Origin of the sequence: Neokomagataea tanensis (assembly GCF_006542335.1) — a bacterium.
In the GTDB taxonomy this organism is placed as follows: Bacteria; Pseudomonadota; Alphaproteobacteria; order Acetobacterales; family Acetobacteraceae; genus Gluconobacter; species Gluconobacter tanensis.
Genome location: NZ_CP032485.1, coordinates 2448143 through 2467523, shown reverse-complemented (window position 1 = coordinate 2467523; position 19381 = coordinate 2448143). Strand labels below are relative to the sequence as shown.

The following is a 19381-nucleotide window of genomic DNA, read 5'->3' as shown; positions in this document are numbered from 1 at the left end:
CGGCAAGGGGGTTTTACAACAGGTTTGCATTTCTTTCGTGGACTGGCATCTTAGCGTTTGTTTCGCTATGGAATGAGGCAATTATCGTTAGGAAAGTCTTTCATGCCTGCTTATCGCTCCCGTACCACGACACATGGCCGTAACATGGCGGGTGCCCGTGCCCTTTGGCGGGCTACCGGCATGCAGGATGGTGATTTTGGCAAGCCCATAATTGCCATTGCGAATTCCTTCACGCAGTTTGTTCCTGGTCACGTTCACCTTAAAGACATGGGTTCTTTGGTCGCATCTGCTGTTGAAGAAGCTGGTGGTGTTGCCAAAGAGTTCAATACAATTGCTGTGGATGATGGCATTGCCATGGGTCATGGGGGAATGCTGTATTCCCTTCCCTCCCGTGAGTTAATTGCAGATTCAGTCGAATACATGGTCAACGCGCATTGTGCAGACGCCATTGTGTGCATCAGTAACTGCGACAAGATCACGCCGGGAATGTTGATGGCGTCTTTGCGTCTTAATATCCCTGTTATTTTCGTTTCTGGTGGGCCAATGGAGGCTGGCAAGCTGAATGGACCATCGATTAACCGTAAGCTCGATCTGGTTGATTCCATGGTCGCTGCGGCTAACCCCAACGTGACGGATGAAGAGTCAGAGGCCATTGAGCGTTCTGCCTGCCCCACATGCGGGTCATGCTCTGGGATGTTTACGGCCAATTCCATGAACTGCCTGACAGAAGCGCTGGGTTTGTCCTTGCCGGGCAACGGTTCTCTTCTGGCGACGCATGCTGACCGCCGCGAATTATTCCTTCGTGCTGGGCGCGAGGTTGTTGGCTTGGCCCGCCGTTATTACGAGCAAGATGATGAGCGCGTCCTGCCCCGCTCCATTGCGACGCGTGCAGCGTTTGAAAACGCTATGACGCTTGATATCGCCATGGGTGGTTCCACCAACACGGTGCTTCATCTTTTAGCAGCGGCACGTGAGGGCGAAGTTGATTTCCACATGCAGGATATTGACCGTCTTTCCAGGCGCGTACCTAACCTTTGCAAAGTCGCACCTGCGCGTAACGACGTTCATATGGAAGATGTCCACCGCGCAGGTGGTATCCCGGCGATTTTAGGTGAGTTGGATCGCGCTGGCTTGCTTGATACCTCGGTGAACACTGTCCATGCACCCACAATGGCAGACGCGCTGGCGAAGTGGGACATCATCAACGGCGATGAAGAAGCACGGCATATGTTCAGTGCTGCGCCGGGCGGTGTACGGACTGTTCATGCTTTTTCCCAGTCCAGCCGCTACAACGCGCTAGACACGGACCGGGAAGAAGGTGTTCTGCGTAACCGCGCTCATGCGTTCTCCCAAGATGGTGGCTTGGCGGTTTTATACGGTAATCTAGCAGAGGACGGCGCCATCGTAAAAACAGCTGGTGTGGCCGAGCATATCCTTACCTTTACTGGGACTGCGCGTGTTTTCGAAAGTCAGGATGATGCTGTAAGTGGCATTCTGGGCGGAAAAATTGCAGCCGGCGATGTGGTCGTTATCCGCTATGAAGGCCCAAAAGGTGGCCCGGGTATGCAAGAAATGCTGTATCCAACCAGCTACCTTAAATCTAAGGGACTAGCTGAAAGCTGCGCCCTAGTGACGGATGGCCGTTTTTCAGGCGGCAGTTCAGGATTATCCATTGGACATGTTTCACCTGAAGCTGCTGAGGGCGGTCTCATCGGGCTAGTTGAGGATGGCGATCCAATCGTGATTGATATTCCCAACCGGATTATGAAACTGGATATATCGGATGCAGAAATTGCAGCCCGTCGTGAGACTATGAAAGCACGCGGGGATGCTGCATGGACTCCTGACCGTGAGCGTGTGGTTTCACGCGCGCTGCAAGCCTATGCGGCAATGACCACGAGTGCCGCCAACGGTGCCGTGCGTGATTTGTCTCAGATTATCGTAAAGACCCGCGGTTAATTATTGCCGCAACAGTCTGCTCCAGCACAGGTGAACTGAGCATAAGCGCATCGTCATGACCTACGTTAGGTACAATGGCGATGCGCCAATTAAAACTAGCCCCGTTTTTCCGCGCTAGTGACCTACCCACCGCAAAGGTGTTGGAGCCGCGTTGAAGACGGTTTGTGCCTTCTGCCATGACTTCGGCTTGGGCGTTGCCGCTAAACGATGCGGTTTTAGTATCTTCACTACCCAATAAGAAAAATACCGGCCGAGCCAAATAAGCTTTTAAAGCTCTTGAAGCTTCTAGCGCGCTCCATTCACCACCAAAACCGTATGGCACGGCGATATCGAATGACGGCTCGACAGTGCTCCCGGGGTTCATGAGAATGATACCGTTCTCGGAACCGATTGTATAAGCAGCCACGCGGTTTAGAAACTGGGCACCAGCTGAATGCCCAATTAGAATAACGGGGAGCGAGGTATCCAGGATAAAACGCTTTGCCCATTCTTCTAGAGGAATAACGAGCCGTGCTGGCGAAGGGGCCTCAGGGTTTTCGGGGAAGCCGCCACGTTGATAAGCGCGTGGTGGATATGCGTTCAGCGAAAACTCTGGAGCGAAAAGAACGCTGCAACTCTCCTGCGCAAGAGGGATACTCTCATCGCGGAATGCTTTGTAGTCACGGTTTTTAGAGGCAAAAACCATGAGAATGGCTCGGTGATGACAGCCTGAAGGAACGTAGTATGCCACGTTCAATGTTGTTTTTGCGGATAGTGGCGCTTGAGTTACGCCTATCTCATCCGTTGTTGGAGTTGATGCAAGGGCGTTTGAAGCAATGGTTGTGGACAGTGTTACCGCTAAAATCCAAGGCTGTATGCCACGGCAAAAGACAGGCAGAATTTGAGGTATATTCTTAGTCTTCATGAAAAACAGGCCCTGCCCTGTTTAGTTTCGGGCGGGGCCTGCAAAGCTTTTACGCCAACCGTGAATGAGCGGCCTGTAGACGTGTCAGATCGCTGCTGAAGCTTTCAAGTCTCTGACGGTTTTCGTCTACAACTTCGGGTTTGGCGCGGGCAATGAAGTCTTCATTACCGAGCTTGCGCTCAACCTTTGTAATTTCGCCCTCAATACGTTTGATCTCTTTAGCAAGACGCGCACGTTCCGCATCAAGATCAATCAAACCACCGAGGGGCAGGAAGATAGTCGCTTCGTCAAGAACGATCTGAGCTGCATGGCGTGGCGTTTCGCCCTCAAGCACAGACACGCTTTCCACACGCGCCATACGGCCGAGTGCTTCGTTCCAACGCTGTGCACGCGCGAGGTTTTCCGCGGTTGCATCACGTAGAAGGATAGGCGCTTTCTGTGCAGGGGGCACGTTCATTTCAGCGCGGACTGTACGTATTTCGCTGATCAGGCGGATAAGCCAGTTAACTTCTGCGCGGCTTTCTTCGGCTCCTTCGAGCGCGACGGCTGTTGGCCATGGCATCGTCTCGAACGCGCCTGAGTAGCCCAGTTCTTCCCACAACGTGGCTGTTGCAAATGGGATAACAGGCTGCATCATGCGCAAGATCAGGCCTAGTACGTAAGCGCTGACGTTGCGGATTTCGTCGCTCTCCGCGCTCTCTTCTGCCAACAAGGGTTTGGCAAGCTCGACAAACCAGTCACAGAAGCGGGTCCAAACGAAGCGGTAGCAGCTGCCCGCATATTCATCGAAGCGGTAAGCTTCGAGCGCGCGGCTTGCCTCGGCAATAGCTTCATTTGCTTCAGAAAGGATCCAACGCCCGAGGCTGCTTTGAACCGTTGTTGGGTCGAAACCCTCAACAGGTTTTGCGCCGTTCATTTCTAGGAAACGTGCGGCATTCCACAGCTTTGTAATAAAGCCCCGATGCTCTTCAACTTTTTTGCGTCCCAGTTTGATGTCACGGCCCGGCCCTGTGCCTGCACATATGGCAAGGCGCGTCGCATCAGCCCCGTACTCTTCAATCAGGTCCAAGGGATCAATGCCATTCCCCTTGGATTTGGACATTTTCTGCCCCTTCTCGTCACGTACAAGGCCGTGGATGAGAACGGTTTGGAACGGTACGTCCTTCATGAAGTGCAGGCCCATCATCATCATCCGGGCGACCCAGAAGAAGATGATGTCAAAGCCCGTTACGAGCACGCTAGTAGGGTAATAACGCGCTAGGGATTCAGTATTTTCTGGCCAGCCAAGCGTTGTGAAAGGCCATAGAGCAGAGCTGAACCACGTGTCCAGAACGTCTTCATCTTGTGTGATGGTAACGCCTTCACCCGCTTTCGCTTGTGCTTCGTCTGCTGTCTCAGCGACGATAATGTCACCGTTATCAGTGTACCACGCCGGAATGCGGTGGCCCCACCAAAGCTGGCGCGAAATGCACCAAGGCTGGATATCACGCATCCAAGCAAAGAATGTGTTTTGCCACTGGCGCGGTTCAAAGGAGACTTTACCACTCTCTACCGCTTCAATAGCTGGGCCAGCCAATGTTTTAGCATCGCAGTACCACTGCCAAGTCAGGCGAGGCTCAACGATTGCGCCGCCACGCTCAGCGTACGGAACTTGCAGTTTGTGGGGTTCAATTTTTTCAAGCCAGCCGAGTGTTTCAAGTTCAGCGACGATGCGTTTACGTCCCTCCTCCCGGCTTACCCCCTGCAAGGCCTCGACGAATGCTATGGCAGAAATGTTTTCTACATCGCGTAATTCGCTGCGGATTTCATCAAGGCAAATATGCGCAGCTTCGTCCAGAATGGTGGGCGAAGGAAGATCATGACGTTTGCCGACTTCAAAGTCATTGAAGTCGTGGGCTGGGGTAATTTTAACGGCGCCAGTACCCTTCTCCGGGTCTGAATACTCGTCCGCGACGATTGGAATGCGCCGCCCTGTAAGCGGTAACGTGACAAATTGACCGATATAGTCTGCATAACGTTCGTCTTCTGGATGAACAGCAACAGCAGAGTCAGCCAGCATCGTTTCTGGGCGTGTTGTTGCGACTGTGATAGTGCGGCCGTCATCCAATGGATAACGAACGTACCACATTGAGCCTTTTGTCTCGCGGTTTTCAACTTCAAGGTCAGAAATTGCTGATCGGAAGCTCGGATCCCAGTTGACCAAGCGGCGGTCACGGTAGATCAGGCCCTCGCTATGGAGGGTGACGAACACTTTACGGACGGCTTGGGACAGCCCTTCATCCATGGTGAAGCGTTCGCGTTCCCAGTCAGCTGATGCACCGAGCTTACGCAGCTGTTGGATAATGGTACCGCCAGATTCCTCTTTCCAGTCCCAGACACGTTTGACGAACTCTTCACGTCCCAGAGCTGTACGGCTTGTGTTTTGCTTGTCTAGCGCGCGTTCAACCACCATTTGAGTGGCGATACCGGCATGGTCAGTTCCAGGCTGCCAAAGCGTGTTAAATCCTGTGCCGCGCTTCCAGCGAATGAGAATATCCTGAAGCGTGAACGTTAGCGCATGCCCAAGGTGGAGCGTGCCAGTCACATTTGGTGGCGGGAACATGATCGAAAAAGCGTCGCCGGGTGCTTTCGGGTCAGCATGAAAGACCCCGCTTTTCTCCCAGCGGTCATAGAGGCTGGTTTCGTGGTTGGCTGGAGAAAAACTTTTATCGAGCATGATCGTCCGTGTGTTGTGTTGATTAACGCTGAGAAAGCGGAAGCACTTATCGTTCTTGGGACATAAGGTCGATACCCTAAAAGGCACAACCCTAAGTGGTTTTAGTAATCAGACCTTGGCACGCAGGCGTGCAATTTCAGTACGGACCATATCCTCGACCATCGAAGGAAGGTGGCTATCGAGCCATGTACGGACCATTTCACGCACTTCGCTTCTGACGATGTCTTCAATGGTGAGGTCATTATGCGATGAAACACGCATGGTTTTGGCGGGTGGCGTGGCGTGCTCAAACTGGTTTTTGAGGTCGCTGAAAGAGCGTTCCACTGCGTCTGATGTAAGCTGGTCCACCATGGCTTCATGGTCGTGCAGATCGATTGAGTGGTCCAAGCTGGCATCCTCCAAATGTGGTGGGAAAGTAAATTTATCTGACTTAGGTGGTTTGACCATCATGGAATGATCCAAAAGAAATTCATTGTCCAAAGGATTGATCTCGCTGCGTAGAGGGACGGAATTTTTTGGGGAGTGGCTGTCTTCCTGCAGGATTTTACGAATAGTGCTCAAAACTTGGTCAATATTGTTATCCTGCATGGAAATCAGACCTGTATTTATCGCCCGGGTTGGTTTTGGGCATAATCCGATATGCCCCACAGCCGGTTTTTAACAGCATTATAATACGCTTTTTCGTCGTAAAGAGGTACGCCGATTTTCAAGTCAGCTGCTGTCAGACGGCCAATGGCCGAAGCCACTGAATAGGATGATGTCACAAGGTTAGAAAGATGTTGGACGAGAGTCTGCTGCGCGACTAGGAGGGTCTGCTGCTGCTGTAATACGGCCAGTGTGCTGGTTGTTCCCAGAAGGGCTTGGCGCTCAACGCCGCTAAGGGCCAAAATATTCGCCGAAATAGCAACCCGGTCCGCTTTAATCGCTGACTGCAGCGATGTCATTTGTTGCCAGCTTGACGAGGCTTTTTGCAAAGCCGAGCGGCGCTGTACGTCAATTTCGCGGTGGGCGGCTAAGACCTCCTGACGCGCACTGCGGACTGATGAGTATTCGGAGCCGCCTTGATAAATGGGTACCTGAAAAGCAATGACGCCTGCTTTATTATCAAGGGTGGAGTTCCCGTAACCTTGATTGCGGCTGTGCTGGTACAAAAGCTGTGCGGAGACTTTCGGCATGATTGCGGCCATTTGCACAGATACGTTATCTTTTTGCATGGCTTCAGCGAAAAGCGAAGAAATGATGTCTGGGTTGTTTTCCGCAGCAATCTGTAATGCCGCTTGTTCGTTCTTTACTGGTAGGTCAAGCGGTTGTGGCGGAAGCAGGTTGGGCGGTGCAGCAATGCCAACGACTTGTAGATAAACCGCTTGGGCGCTTTGTAAGGTGCCCTCTGCCTGTTGCCTTTCAGCTACTGAACTTGCATAGGCAGCTTCAGCTTGTGCGACATCGGTACGTGTGATTTCACCGATATGGAAGCGCTCTTCTGTTGCGTGTAATTGTTGCTCCAGAACACGCTGGTTATTAGTCGCTAACTGTAGAAGTTGTTCGTCTTTTATAACGTCTACATAGGCGCTTACGACATTCATAAACACCTCTTGTTCGGTGCTTATGAGGCGTGCACGTTCAGCCATAACCTGATTTGTAGCGGCATGTGTGCTGGCTACGGTTTTGCCCCCTTGGTAAAGGGGTTGCGTGACCGTGACACCGCCGACATAGCCGGGCGTATTATACGCACTGGAACTGCCGGTCAGGAGGCCTTGTGGTCCGTAACTTGTATGGCCGTCGTAATGTGTGAGTTGTGCGGTACCTTGGATGGTTGGCCGCCAACCCGCTAAGGCTGCTGGTACGCGTTCGTCAGTGGCGCGCAGACGGGCACGCTCTTCCCGTAATGTAGGGTTTGTCAGGTAAGCTGACGCCAGAGCCTCTTGCAGAGTGTGCGGTACGAAAGATGGTGAGCCACTTCCGTCGTAATTCTGAGCTAAAGCTGTGCCGCTAAGCAGCATAACAGCGCTGCAACCAAACCCAAGCTGGGTGAACACTGCTCTCTTGGTGAGAAACTTCGAGCTCATGAAAACTCCTGACGACAATTAAGTGCGTAACATGCAGTGCTGAATTGATTTTCTCACCATAGCCCGAGTAAGGCGGAAAGAAAAATTTGTTCTTTATTGCACGTAGGGTATTGACCAAACGGTGCTGAAAGAGGATACAGCACCTGTCTCCGAGGTCCGGTGGCAGAATGGCTTATGCAGCGGACTGCAAATCCGCGAATGTGGGTTCAATTCCCGCCCGGACCTCCAAGACATCTCCCAAAATTATGAATGAGCCTCAGCGTAAGCTGCTGCAGCCCCGAACAAACCGGGTTGTGGATGTGTGATAATTTTCACTGGAATTTCGCTCATCATTGCCTCGAATCGTCCTTTGGCAACAAAGCGTTCAGCGAAGCCGGATGTTCCCAAAATATTGGCAAGACGTAAGCCAAGCCCGCCAGCGATGACGACGCCACGTGCACCATGAGCCAATGCGAGGTCTCCGGACACAGCGCCTAGGCTAAGGCAGAAGCGCTCCAATGCCGCAGCAGCGATTGTGTCTGATCCTTCCATAGCATTTTGCCACAGAGTACGGTTATCGCGGAGCGTGATGGGCAAGCCTTGTTGTTCAGCAATTGCTTCATACAAATTGCTTAGACCCGGCCCCGATACGATTCGTTCTGCCGAAACACGGCGGAAGCGGCTGCGCAATGTTTTGAGGATGCGATCTTCAACGTCATCTAGTGGCGGGTAATCGAGATGGCCACCCTCTGTTTCCATTACGAAATACTTGTCGCCACGACGCAGAAGGCACGCGGCCCCTAAGCCGGTACCTGGCCCAACAATGCTGATGGTACCTTGTGACGGTAGATCAATTTCCGGGCCGCACAAATGCTGCATACAGCTTGAATCAACTTGAGCAACGGCGTGACCGACTGCACCGAAATCATTTACAAGCACAAAGTTATCAAGGTGCAGGCGCGCTTTGAGTTGGCTTGGCTGGATGATCCAAGGATTATTGGTCATCTTCAAGATTTCGCCAGCCACTGGGCACGCAACGGCAATGCCAGCTTCACGTGGTAATGGGCGTGCGATCTGGCGTCCGAAGGCCTCCCATGCAAGTGCTAAGCTTGCATGCTCAGCGCATTTAAGGGTGACTTCTTTCTCAAGGCTAACCACTTTTCCTTCATCGACAGTCGCAATTGCAAAACGTGCATGCGTACCACCAATGTCGACTGTGACGATTTCTTTCATGAAACCGCTCCTCATCTTAAATCAATCCGATCCCTCTACGGAGGGAGCCATGTCAGCAGTTGCGCACGACTCCGTCGCAGTCAAGGTCATGTATCACTGCATTCTGTTTTACGGGGCGTTTGTTGCATAGTAGAAAGCCGTAAAATACGGTGTACAACTGGTCTTGGCAAATGGCCCTCAAGAAAAGCAAAGAAGGCAAAAGGCCACGGGAAGATAAGATGCGCTTTCCGGCGTGATATAGCACGATGAATTTTTTGTGCTGCTTTTTGTGGGGAAATGAGAAAAGGTAATTTTCCGCTCAACCTCTGGCTCATCGGTGTATCGACGTACCCGGGAGAAATAAGCGTTACGTATACTTTGTGTGGGGACATGGCCGCATGCAGCGCTGTGCTGAAGCGGGCAAGGCCAGCTTTGGAGCCACTGTAAGCGGTAGACATTGGCAAATCATGGAACGCGGCAACGGAGCCGATAAAAGCGATGGCCCCTCCCCCACGCGTTGCCATGCGGTTTGCCATTTCTGTCGCAAGTGTTGCAGGCGTGGTAAAATTGACTAGGCAGAGTTCCGTTACCAAGCTTGGCTCTTCTGCAAGTTCTCCCTCTTTACGCATATCTCCAAGGCCAGCTGCAAAGATAAAATGCGTAATGGGCGTTAGGCTGTCCTGATTGCGCAGGGCTGTAAGGGCCTCGTCAATATTGGTTAGGTCGATTGAGTGACATTCAGCGGTCGCTCCTTTTTTCTCAACGCTTTGAGCGACTTGGGATAAGCGTTTTTGGCTACGTCCCCATAAAATAAGATGCGTATGAGTTTGAGCATAATGCTGCGCAAGGGCAGCTCCAATGCCGCTGGAAGCACCAGTTATAAGGATGGTTTTATGGGGAATAATGGCTGCTTGTTTCATTAAGACGCAAAACTTCATGAATAAAAGGGCGAAAGAAGATGGAAACATATAGCCTTGCTGTGCAAAAAAGCCCGATCTTTTGTGCAATTGCAGCGTTCACTAACAATTTATAAGGATTTACATGCCGTCTGTGCCTTCGCCTGTCTCCCCACCGGATAGTCTGGTTATTCGCCCCGTTGTGAATAAGCGCCATATTCAGACCTTCATCACGCTTCCACGGCACTTATACGCTGGCATGGATGGGTATTTTGCTCCCTTGGATATGGAACAAAATGACCTTTTGAACCCTCGGAAGTCTGCAGTTTTCAGGCATGCGCGTATCCGGTATTTCCTCGCGTGGCGGGGCAAAACGCCTGTAGGGCGTATTGCTGCGATCGTTGATCATCGCGCCTTAGAGCACTGGGGAGAGGCTGTCGGTTCTTTTGGCGCGCTTGATTGCGTCCCCGAGCAGGCCATCGTGAGTGCGCTTATAAAAGCAGCGCAGGCTTGGCTGGTACAGCAAGGTATGCAGACCATGCGCGGCCCAGTGACTTTGAGCGGTAACGGTGAATCCGGTCAGATGATTGAAGGGCAAGATCAAGCACCAATGGTGGGCATGCCTTGGCACCCGAAAGCTTTGGGTGGAATGATCGAAGCAGCAGGCTTGCATAAGACTGAAGATCTTTTGAGTTATCGTCTTGATTTGGACGAGCACACCGAAGAGAAATTTCGCGTTCCTGGTGACCTCAAAATTGGCGAAGGTCGCTTAGGAGCCATATCAGTAGCGCGCTTGTCCAAAAAAGAAGTGGCATCTCAAGGTGAAGTACTGCGCCAACTTTATAATGATGCTTGGGAAGAGAAATATAACTTTGTTCCGCTGCAGGACTATGAAATGCAGGCAATGATTGCGCAGCTGAAGTTAGTTTTAAAACCAGAGCATTACGTTCAGATTGACCAAGATGGTGTACCTGTCGCAATGGCGCTAGTGGTGCCAAATGTTTTTGATATCGCGGGGGATTTGAATGGGTCACCTTCCCCTTTAGGTTGGGTGCGCTTGGCCTCTCGACTGCTTCAGCATCGTTTTGAATCTGCGCGTGTTATTCTTTTGGGGGTGACGCGTCGTTTGCACAACACCATGCTTGGCGCGCTTTTGCCATCTCTTGCGATTGCTGAGTTGCTTCGGCGTCGTCACAGCCTCCCTTATCGTTGGGTTGAGTTAGGCTGGATTCAGGAAAGCGACACGCGGATGAAAAATTTGGCGGAGGCAATTGTGCCGCAGCCATACAAACGGCATCGCTTATACGAAATCTCGTTGTTGACCGACAGCAAGGAATAAATGCAGCAGCATTTTTGAGGTTGTCTCAAAAATGCTGCCAACCCGTTTTCTCGAAATGTAGAGATTGGCCCTTCTCGTCACAAACAGTGACGCCCTGCCCGACGTCTACTCGACCGATATGAGTGACATGCACGCCATGTTGCGCGCAGGCCGCCTTAAGTGCGGCTGTTTTGTGCGGAGGTACACAGAGCAGAAGTTCGTAGTCATCTCCTCCACTAAGCCGGCGCTTTAAGTGCTGCGGCCCCAGTGCATCTGCCGCTGAGGATGTTGGGACTTTGTGCGCATTAATTTGCAGAGATACTCCCGATGCACGTGCAATATGGGCGCTGTCTTGCACAAGGCCGTCAGAAATATCCATTGCTGCATTGGCAATGTCATGCAAGGCGAGATTTATGCGGGGGGATGGCAATTGGTAGCGCGTGCTAAGCCAACCCGTTGGGTCTGGGAGAATATTTTGAAGCGCTAGCAGGCCTAGAGCTGCGTCTCCGATGGTGCCGGTGACCCACACTTCATCTCCGACCTGAGCACCGTTACGGCGCAGTGCCTTCTCGCGTTTTACGCCGCCATATATCGTGGCGTTTAGAACTAACGGGCCATCTGTGGAGGTTGTATCCCCACCGATTAGTGGGATGTTGTAGTGTTTTTGATCTTCGGCCAGACCAGAACAAAATGCCTCGAACCACTCATTCGAGTAGGTGCGGCCGCGTGGTAGCGTTAGATTGAGCGTGTAGCCTAGAGGGGATGCTCCCATGGCTGCCAGATCGGACAGGTTGCAACGCAGAAGTTTGCGTCCGAGCGTGTTTACCGGGTCTGTGGGCAGGAAATGCACATTCTCAACCATCGTATCCGTCGAGATAGCAATAACCTGCCCTTCAGGGGGCGTTAGGAGAGCGCAGTCGTCGCTTAACTCCAGCGCGTCCTGACCTGCCAGAGGCCGGAAATGACGTTCAATGACGTCGAACTCTCCCATGCTCATGGGTGGCCTCCGGTCTTTGGTGTGCGTTAGTTGTTTGCGGCGGCTTTATTGCGGTTCAGCGTATCTAGAAGGCCATTGACCATGCGGGGCTCGTCGCCTGAGAAAAAGCCGTGAGCTACGTCAAGATATTCGTTGATGATCACGCGGCCGGGTACGTCGGTTTTGAGAATTTCGTAAGCACCCGCGCGCAGAAGTGCGCGCAGTACGGGGTCAAGGCGTGTGATGTTCCATGTTTCTGGCAAGGCAGCGACGATTGTCTTGTCGATTTCGTCCTGATTCCAGGTTGTGGTCCGTACGATGTCCTGAAACAGCTTAAGATCCGCATCAGGAATGTGGCCGTCCTCAAAAGAAGCACCGGGCGTAATTTTGCGATGGCGGATAAACTGATCAACAACGGTTTCAGCGTTATCGCCAGATTGTTCGCACTGGAAGAGCGCTTGGACGGCAGCGACGCGGGCTATGGTGCGGCTGCGGCGAGCGGGTTGCTCTGGTGAATTAGTCATGGTTTCTCCTGAACGGGCTACGCGGATTTTTTTCCGTCTTGTTTGTGCGTGACGGCGCTTATTTGGAGCGTCGGTCTTTAGTTTGTGGGTGTTCTACAGCATGTTTGGGTGCGCGCAGAATGTCTTCAGCACTTGGCAAGGGATTCATGTCTGCCAGAATTTTAGAAAATGCCTCGACCTCTCGAAAATCGCGATAAACACTAGCGAACCGGACATACGCCACGTCGTCCACTGTGCGCAATGCGTCCATGGCAAGTTCGCCGATCCTTTGTGAAGAAACTTCCGTTTCGCCGGATGCCTCAAGCTGACGTACCAAGCGTGTGACAAGCTGTTCTTGTTGTTCTTCTTCAACCGGGCGTTTGCGCAATGCGACACGAATCGAACGAGCTAGTTTGTCGCGGTCTAATGGGACACGGCGGCCATCAGCTTTTAGTACAAAGAGTTCACGTAATTGGATACGCTCAACAGTCGTAAAACGCAGCTGGCAACTGGAACACACACGCCGACGGCGGATTGCGGTGCCGTCTTCACAGGAGCGGCTATCTTTAACTTGAGTGTCTTCATGTCCACAGAATGGGCAGTGCATGATCTATCCTGTGCGTACGGCCTTGTTTACCCCTGCAAACCGGTCCACTCTAAAGCGAGAGATTTGGTCCCTAACAGGTTTTACGAGGGTGTTCCCATTGATGAAAAGTCTGATGCGTCGTAATCGGTTCAGTGTATGGGGCGTTTGCGTGGCTTTGGCTAGTGCTGTGGCCCCTGTCTATGCAGAACCGCCAGCGCAGAATAATGCGCATGTGGTGGTGTCTGGGGGCACATTGTTGCCCTTGGCCACAAATTCAACCCGTGCTGCGGGGTTTTTTTCGCTACAAAATAGCGATTCGGTCGATCGCCTTTTAAAAGGCATTGCTTCTCCGATATGCACAAAAATTATGGCGCATCATACGAAGCAGGAGCAAACTGTAGCGACGAACGATTTGTTCAACCATCTGGCAATACAGCATAATGCTATGATGGTCTTCCCGCGTGACGGATATCATCTGGTTTGTCTGGGGCTGAAGCGTCCGTTGCAAACCGGTGAAAAAATTCCCTTTACGTTTTCTTTTCTTGATAGCGGCGATGTTACGGCCGATTTCACAGTCGTTCGTTAATACTGCTTTAACTCGCTTGCTCTTCGAGTGTAGCGAGCACTGCCGCGCCGTAGCGCTCAAGCTTAGAGCCGCCAACCCCTTTAATCTGCGAGAGGGCAAGGCGGTCTTTGGGGTTTGCTAGAGCAATCTCTTTGAGCACTGTATCGTGAAAAATGACGTAGGGTGGTATTTCTTGCTCGCGTGCTTCTGCCAAGCGCCATTGGCGCAATGCGCTGAAAACTGGGCGAGCGTGATCGGGCAAGGTATCAATAACCGGCTCGGATGTGTTGTGACCCAAGGCTCGCTTTTGATCTTGGCGGAGAAGGATACGCTCTTCTCCTCTTAGAATTGGCCGGGCGATTTCGGTCGTTAGCCCAAGAGCCCCGTGCTCACCATGCATGTGAATGGCTCCGCGGGCGATTAACTGCCGAATGACTGCCCGCCACCAAGCTTCGCTTTGGTCTTTGCCAATCCCGAATACGCTTAGGGTGTTGAAGGCGTTCCGCTCTATGGTTTCGTTAAGTTTGCCGCGTAATACATTAGCAATTTGTATGGCGCCGAAGCGTTGTTCGGTCCGGTAGATTGCGGATAAGACTTTTTGGGCTGCTTGTGTTCCGTCAAATGTTGAAACGGGGTCAATGCAGTTATCACAATGGCCGCATGGCTCGCTCATGTGTTCATCAAAACACGAAAGTAGTGCCCTGGTCCGGCACCCTGTAGTCTCTGTCAGTGCAATCATGCTTTCGAGCCGGGATTGCATGATGCGTTTTTCTTGTTCGGGGGCGGAAGACTGATCAAGCCAATGGCGGGCTCTGGCCATATCCTCACCGCCATATAGCAGGAGCGTGTCTGAGCGCTCTCCATCGCGGCCGGCGCGCCCGATCTGCTGATAGTATGCCTCGGGTGAAGAAGGCATATCCAGATGCACAACACAGCGTACGTCTGGGCGGTCGATACCCATACCAAAAGCAATCGTCGCCACAATCACCATGTCCTCGCCGGACCGGAAACGATGAAGCGCTGCTCGTTTTTCGACAGGTGATAAGCCTGCATGGAAAGGTAAAGCTGTCAGCCCCTTATCGCGTAGGGTTTTGGCGACGCGTTCTGTTTTATTACGGCTGCCACAATATACAATTGAAGCACCGTGCTTGTGATTATCCAGCGTTTCTAAGAGCTGTTTGGTTTCCCCACCCTTTGGTTGGGCTTCTACGAAAAGGTTAGGTCGATGGAAGCTGGCCAGCAGCACCTTAGCATTTGGCATTCCCAATACATTAAGCAGGTCATCTCTGGTGCGTGGGTCTGCTGTAGCCGTGAGTGCCATGCGAGGTACGTTGGGGAAGAGCTCGGGCAAGGAGGCAAGCCCGCGGTATTCTGGCCGAAACTCGTGGCCCCAAGCGGAAACGCAATGCGCTTCATCAATAGCAATGAGAGAGATTGTGTAGCGCGCCAGAAAGGCGCTGGTAGCAGGCTGAAGTAAGCGCTCAGGGGAGATGTAGAGAATATCAACTTGGCCAGATCTTAGATCTTGGTGCAGTTGCTCTTTGTCCTGTTGTTCAAGCTCTGAATGTAGTGCAGCGGCACGGACGCCAAGCTGCCTCAGGCCAGCAACCTGATCATCCATGAGCGCGATCAATGGCGAGACAACAATCCCCATGCCGTTACGGCATAACGCCGGAACCTGATAGCACAGGCTTTTTCCGCCGCCTGTCGGCATGAGGACCATGACGTCCTCACCGTTCATGACGGTTTCTACCGCCTCTCCTTGCAACCCTCGAAAGGCATTAAAACCAAAAACGTCTTTAAGAATTGTTTCTGGCGTTGGAAGAGAGGCAGTATCCGTCACAGAGTCGTCCGGGAATTACAGGCCGGGAGTGATCGTGATGGAAACGCGACGGTAAGCTACATGGGACGCGTCGACATCCGTTGTTGTGTCTGTGGTTATGGTGATTTTAGAAGTGTCAATTCCATCGGCAGCCAGCTGAGCAGCGACGGTTTTTGCACGGTCACTTGCCAGTTGCTTAAGGGTATCGGGGTCTCCGGATTGGCCCGATGAACCTGCTACCCGAATGTTTGACGCATTTTCTTTAAGCGCAGCATGGGCTGCTTTAGCGACAATGGCTTGACCAGTCGTGCTCATGACGGCGTCTTCGCGGTCAAAGAAAACGACATAGCTGTCACGGTCGCCGGTTGAGCAAGCGCTTAGTGCGGCGGTGAGTGCGAATGCTGGCAAAAAAGAACGTGCCAGAAAACGACGAGAAGACATCAAAGTACGGACCATGTTTATATGCCTCATTTTGAGGGTGCGGTGTTCTCTACCATCGTGCAGGCACTTCGTGCCTTGTCCCTGCGTCGCGGTCAACTAGCTTGAGATATGATCTGTCCATTCTGTAATGTCCAGATACGGTCTAAGCGCTCCACGCCAGTGAGGCGATGAGCAATGAGGATAATGCTGCGCTGGTCATCCAGTTCATTGAGCGTCTCAAGAAAAGAGCGTTCCGTATCAGCATCAAGCCCTGTTGCTGGTTCGTCCAAGATCAGAATAGGAGCGTTAGACAGAAGAACCCGCGCTAGGGCTATACGTCTTCCCTGTCCACCAGAGAGTTTAGAGCCGCTTTCTCCAATCCATGTGTCTAAACCTTCGGGCAAGTCTCGGATAGTCGATGCGATATGGGCGCGCTCCAGGGCGTCCCACAAGGCATCGTCGCTGAGGTCAGTGCGTCCAAGAAGCAGATTGCCGCGCACTGTATCGTCAAACAAATGGCTTGCCTGTGAAAGCCATGCAATCTGGCTCCTGACATCGTCGTCAGACAGGGTTGCGATATCGGTGCCACCGAGGAGAATTTTGCCTGAATTTGGCTGTGCTACTTTGAGGAGAAGTGCTGCCAAGCTCGACTTTCCGCTCCCTGAAGGCGCGATGAGCGCTATTTTTTCTCCATGACGTAGTGTTACGTTTGCTTGCTTAAGAATGTAGGGGCTCTGCGCAGTCCACTGGAAAGATACTTCGCGCAGTTCAAGTTCACGGCCAATCGGTAGTTCCGCGGGTGATGCTGCATCGGCATGTGTTTGATCTGCAACTGCCATAATTCGTTCAGCCGCATGCGTAACTTGGCCTGTCAAAAGACCAGCTTTTGAAAGGCCGGTGACATTCTCGAAAGCCAGAAGAGCGACAAAAAGCGCCGTTACTGCCAGAACAGGAGCGCTGCTTTTGAAAACAATTTGAGCCAATGTGCAGAGTAGTATCGCAATGCCCAACTGCCCTAGAAGCCGTGAGCAGGCCTGCATGATCGCCATGCGAAAATGCAGCGCATGTTGGTGTTTGATGAGGGTATTTTGCCGATCTGTAACGCGCCCGGCCAAAATGTCCTCTGCTCCGAAGGCGCGAGCTTCACGCAGGCCTGTCGTCAAATCTAGAGCGGCGATGCGGAGCTCAGATTCTGCTTTCAAGATGGCCGGACCAAGCGTTTTAGCTTGGCGCGTAGCAAGGAAAGGCAAGAAGAACGCCGCTGCTGCGAAGAGAATTGTAACCGCTATACCTGCTGGTATGCTGGCTTGGAGCCATACATATGCTGTTAGGGGCAGTGTTAGCACGGCTGAGGCGAGTGGGATTAAAATACGCAGATAAAGATTATCAAGCGTTTGAATATCGCCGACTAAACGAGACAGGAGGTCTCCCGAGCGTTGAAAGCCGAGACCAGCTGCTGCGCCACGGGCCAAGCGTCTGTAAAACCACACGCGCAAATCCGCCAGAGCCCGAAACATCGCGTCATGGGTACTGTATCGGTCGGCATAGCGGAGAATGATTTGGCTAGTGCCTGCAATTTGTAAGAGCAGAGAACCAGCGGTGACGCCAATGGCGGCTGCCGTAATGTGTGCGCCTGCTTGCCCCATCATAATGAGGCCAGCGCATACGGCTAACTCCGCCAGTATTAGGCCGATGATAAGACGGCCGTAATGGGGCTGCCAGAGGCGAATAATACGAGAAAGGGGTGAAGACGTAGGAGATGACATTGTTTTCTTACGCCTTTCCATCCTGAATGAGTTGAGCTTGCCCGTTACCAAGGAGAAGATGCTTGTTTGAAAGGTCTTTTCCTTGTTTTGAGTGCGTGGACATGATGACGGTTCGGTTGCTGCTCAGGCGCTTGAGGCTCTCTAGAATGTCGAGTTCTGTTGCAGGATCCAGATGTGCTGTTGGCTCATCAAGCAGCAGAATTGGAGCATTTTTTAGGTATGCGCGAGCGATAGCGACACGTTGAGCTTGGCCACCAGAAAGGCCATGGCCTCCCTCACCTATTTGCGTATCCAAACCTTTGGGTAATGTGGGGAGGTACTGCTCCACCGCGGAGAGGTTGAGTGCGTTGTTGAGGTCCTCTTCTGAGGCATCGGGGCGCGCAAACATGATGTTGTCGCGTATTGTGCCAGCAAAAAGGACGGGCTTTTGGCCGATCCATGTAATGGCATTTGAAACATCTCTCGGTGCCAAATTTTGCAGGTCAATGCCATTGATCAACACTCTGCCACTTTGAGGGGCGATAAAGCCGAGTAGCAGCTCCAGCAAAGTTGATTTGCCAGCACCGCTTTCACCTTCCAAAATCAACATCTCTCCAGGGCGGAGTGAGAAGCTTAAATCTTGGAAAACTGGCTTTAGCCCATCGGCCCATGCAAAGCTGACGTTATCTACTGTAAGCAGGCAGCGCTGGTCAGATGAGAGGAGCTGCTTCTGGGTACGCTGCGTGGTTTCAGCATCTGGGAGTTTGTGCATAGCTTCGGCTGCAGCTGTTGCGTGGGCTTGGTCCTGATACGCGGCAGACAGAACCCTAAAGGGTGCGAAGGCTTCAGGCACCATTAGAATGGCGAAAAGGGCCGAGGTGAGCGTGCTGGATGGGGCATTAAGCGAGAGGGAATGTGCTTGCGTCACAACAATGAGTACTAAGGCAGCAACTAATGCGATGTCAGTTGTTGCAGACGCTATGAATGCTATTCTCAGCACTCTCATCGTTCTGCCGCGCAACTCTTCTGCACCTTGTGCTAGTGCCTGCGCCTCACGCTCTGTTGCTCCGGATAACACAATAGTCGCGATGCCCTTTACACGATCCAAGAAACGGGTCTGCAAACGGGTCATGGCGATAAATTGACGTCGTGATTCAATGCCGGTTGCAATGCCAAAAACTGCCTGAAAAACCGGGAGAGACAGGCAGCATAGGGCAAGGATAAGGCCAGCTTGGTGGTTTTTCACGTAAACGCATAGCACGACTAGCCACTGCAAAATGAGCCATAAGGCCGATGCTGGAACCCAGCGTGCGAAGTAACCGTCTAGAGCTTGGATACGGTCAACAATCAGGCCAGCGATGGTGGCGCTATGCTGTGTGCGTAGGATGCCGGGGCCACTGTTGATGACCCTTTGCAAAACTTCACCCAAGATGCGGCGTCTTGCAGATGCTCCCGCGCGTATGGCGGCGATGTCCTGTAAAAACGCTAAAACCGTGCGGGAAACAGCCAAGGCAAGATATACACCGATCCACGGACCAGCCTTAGAGTAAGTCTGTGTCAGAACGGCGGTTATTGTGGATGCCAGCGCCCACCCCTGCCCTATTGCGACAAAGGTTGCCAAGACACCAAGGCCTGTACAGGCTGCTGTTTGAACGCGGTTTGCTTTGCCCTGCGCTCTGGTCCAGCGTTTCGTTATGGATTTATCGCCTCTCAT

At 52.4% G+C, this 19381-nt stretch carries 16 protein-coding genes and 1 tRNA gene; 4 read left to right on the top strand and 13 right to left on the bottom strand.

Annotated elements, in window-relative coordinates; translation table 11 throughout:
- Window positions 1-102 precede the first annotated feature (102 nt).
- On the top strand, window positions 103-1959 hold the full coding sequence (ilvD, locus tag D5366_RS11235; RefSeq protein WP_141493713.1) for a dihydroxy-acid dehydratase: 1857 nt from the start codon (window positions 103-105) through the stop codon (window positions 1957-1959).
- On the opposite strand, the gene D5366_RS11230 is transcribed toward ilvD, so the two are convergent.
- The 4 genes from D5366_RS11230 to D5366_RS11215 form a co-directional block, all read right to left on the bottom strand.
- On the bottom strand, window positions 1937-2863 hold the full coding sequence (locus tag D5366_RS11230) for an alpha/beta fold hydrolase (RefSeq protein WP_141493712.1): 927 nt from the start codon (window positions 2861-2863) through the stop codon (window positions 1937-1939). The two genes, ilvD and D5366_RS11230, sit on opposite strands and share 23 nt — an antisense overlap.
- A 49-nt stretch (window positions 2864-2912) precedes the next feature.
- Window positions 2913-5579, bottom strand: a complete 2667-nt coding sequence (locus D5366_RS11225) for a valine--tRNA ligase (RefSeq protein WP_141493711.1) — start codon at window positions 5577-5579, stop codon at window positions 2913-2915.
- 108 nt (window positions 5580-5687) lie between these two features.
- The gene (locus tag D5366_RS11220; protein ID WP_141493710.1) at window positions 5688-6167 is read right to left on the bottom strand and encodes a DUF2497 domain-containing protein; all 480 of its coding nucleotides are present in this window, start codon (window positions 6165-6167) and stop codon (window positions 5688-5690) included.
- Between the two features lie 17 nt (window positions 6168-6184).
- A complete protein-coding gene (locus D5366_RS11215; protein ID WP_141493709.1) occupies window positions 6185-7645 on the bottom strand; it encodes a TolC family outer membrane protein in 1461 nt (486 codons plus the stop codon).
- 153 nt (window positions 7646-7798) lie between these two features.
- Between D5366_RS11215 and D5366_RS11210 the strand changes: the two genes are divergently transcribed.
- Window positions 7799-7873, top strand: a tRNA-Cys gene (locus D5366_RS11210).
- A gap of 15 nt (window positions 7874-7888) precedes the next feature.
- Here D5366_RS11210 and glk read toward each other — a convergent pair.
- Window positions 7889-8857 carry a glucokinase gene (glk, locus tag D5366_RS11205; protein WP_141493708.1) on the bottom strand — a complete coding sequence of 323 codons (969 nt, stop codon included), beginning with the start codon at window positions 8855-8857 and terminating at the stop codon, window positions 7889-7891.
- 86 nt (window positions 8858-8943) lie between these two features.
- Window positions 8944-9756: an SDR family NAD(P)-dependent oxidoreductase gene (locus D5366_RS11200; RefSeq protein WP_205839588.1), complete on the bottom strand. Its 813-nt coding sequence runs from the start codon at window positions 9754-9756 to the stop codon at window positions 8944-8946.
- 121 nt (window positions 9757-9877) lie between these two features.
- Between D5366_RS11200 and D5366_RS11195 the strand changes: the two genes are divergently transcribed.
- A complete protein-coding gene (locus tag D5366_RS11195) occupies window positions 9878-11071 on the top strand; it encodes a hypothetical protein (RefSeq protein WP_373317516.1) in 1194 nt (397 codons plus the stop codon).
- Between the two features lie 25 nt (window positions 11072-11096).
- Here the strand turns inward: D5366_RS11195 and thiL are convergent, their stop codons facing one another.
- Genes thiL through nrdR form a run of 3 tightly spaced genes read right to left on the bottom strand, consistent with a single transcriptional unit; the run spans window position 11097 to window position 13136 of the window.
- The gene (gene thiL, locus D5366_RS11190; protein WP_141493963.1) at window positions 11097-12041 is read right to left on the bottom strand and encodes a thiamine-phosphate kinase; all 945 of its coding nucleotides are present in this window, start codon (window positions 12039-12041) and stop codon (window positions 11097-11099) included.
- A gap of 32 nt (window positions 12042-12073) precedes the next feature.
- The gene (gene nusB, locus D5366_RS11185; protein ID WP_141493707.1) at window positions 12074-12550 is read right to left on the bottom strand and encodes a transcription antitermination factor NusB; all 477 of its coding nucleotides are present in this window, start codon (window positions 12548-12550) and stop codon (window positions 12074-12076) included.
- 58 nt (window positions 12551-12608) lie between these two features.
- Window positions 12609-13136, bottom strand: a complete 528-nt coding sequence (gene nrdR / locus D5366_RS11180; RefSeq protein ID WP_141493706.1) for a transcriptional regulator NrdR — start codon at window positions 13134-13136, stop codon at window positions 12609-12611.
- A 112-nt stretch (window positions 13137-13248) separates the two neighbouring features.
- On the opposite strand from nrdR, the gene D5366_RS11175 reads away from it, so the two are divergent.
- Window positions 13249-13701, top strand: a complete 453-nt coding sequence (locus tag D5366_RS11175) for a copper chaperone PCu(A)C (protein ID WP_170211094.1) — start codon at window positions 13249-13251, stop codon at window positions 13699-13701.
- Between the two features lie 7 nt (window positions 13702-13708).
- Here D5366_RS11175 and recQ read toward each other — a convergent pair whose 3' ends face one another.
- From recQ to cydD, 4 genes are all read right to left on the bottom strand, one after another.
- Window positions 13709-15523 (bottom strand): DNA helicase RecQ, encoded by a 1815-nt coding sequence (gene recQ / locus D5366_RS11170; RefSeq protein ID WP_141493704.1) that lies wholly within the window; start codon window positions 15521-15523, stop codon window positions 13709-13711.
- 15 nt (window positions 15524-15538) lie between these two features.
- Window positions 15539-15958, bottom strand: a complete 420-nt coding sequence (locus tag D5366_RS11165; RefSeq protein WP_141493703.1) for an OmpA family protein — start codon at window positions 15956-15958, stop codon at window positions 15539-15541.
- A 77-nt stretch (window positions 15959-16035) separates the two neighbouring features.
- Entirely contained in the window at window positions 16036-17688 is a 1653-nt protein-coding gene (gene cydC, locus D5366_RS11160; RefSeq protein WP_240775259.1) for a thiol reductant ABC exporter subunit CydC, read from the bottom strand.
- A 7-nt stretch (window positions 17689-17695) separates the two neighbouring features.
- The gene (cydD, locus tag D5366_RS11155) at window positions 17696-19381 is read right to left on the bottom strand and encodes a thiol reductant ABC exporter subunit CydD (RefSeq protein ID WP_141493701.1); all 1686 of its coding nucleotides are present in this window, start codon (window positions 19379-19381) and stop codon (window positions 17696-17698) included.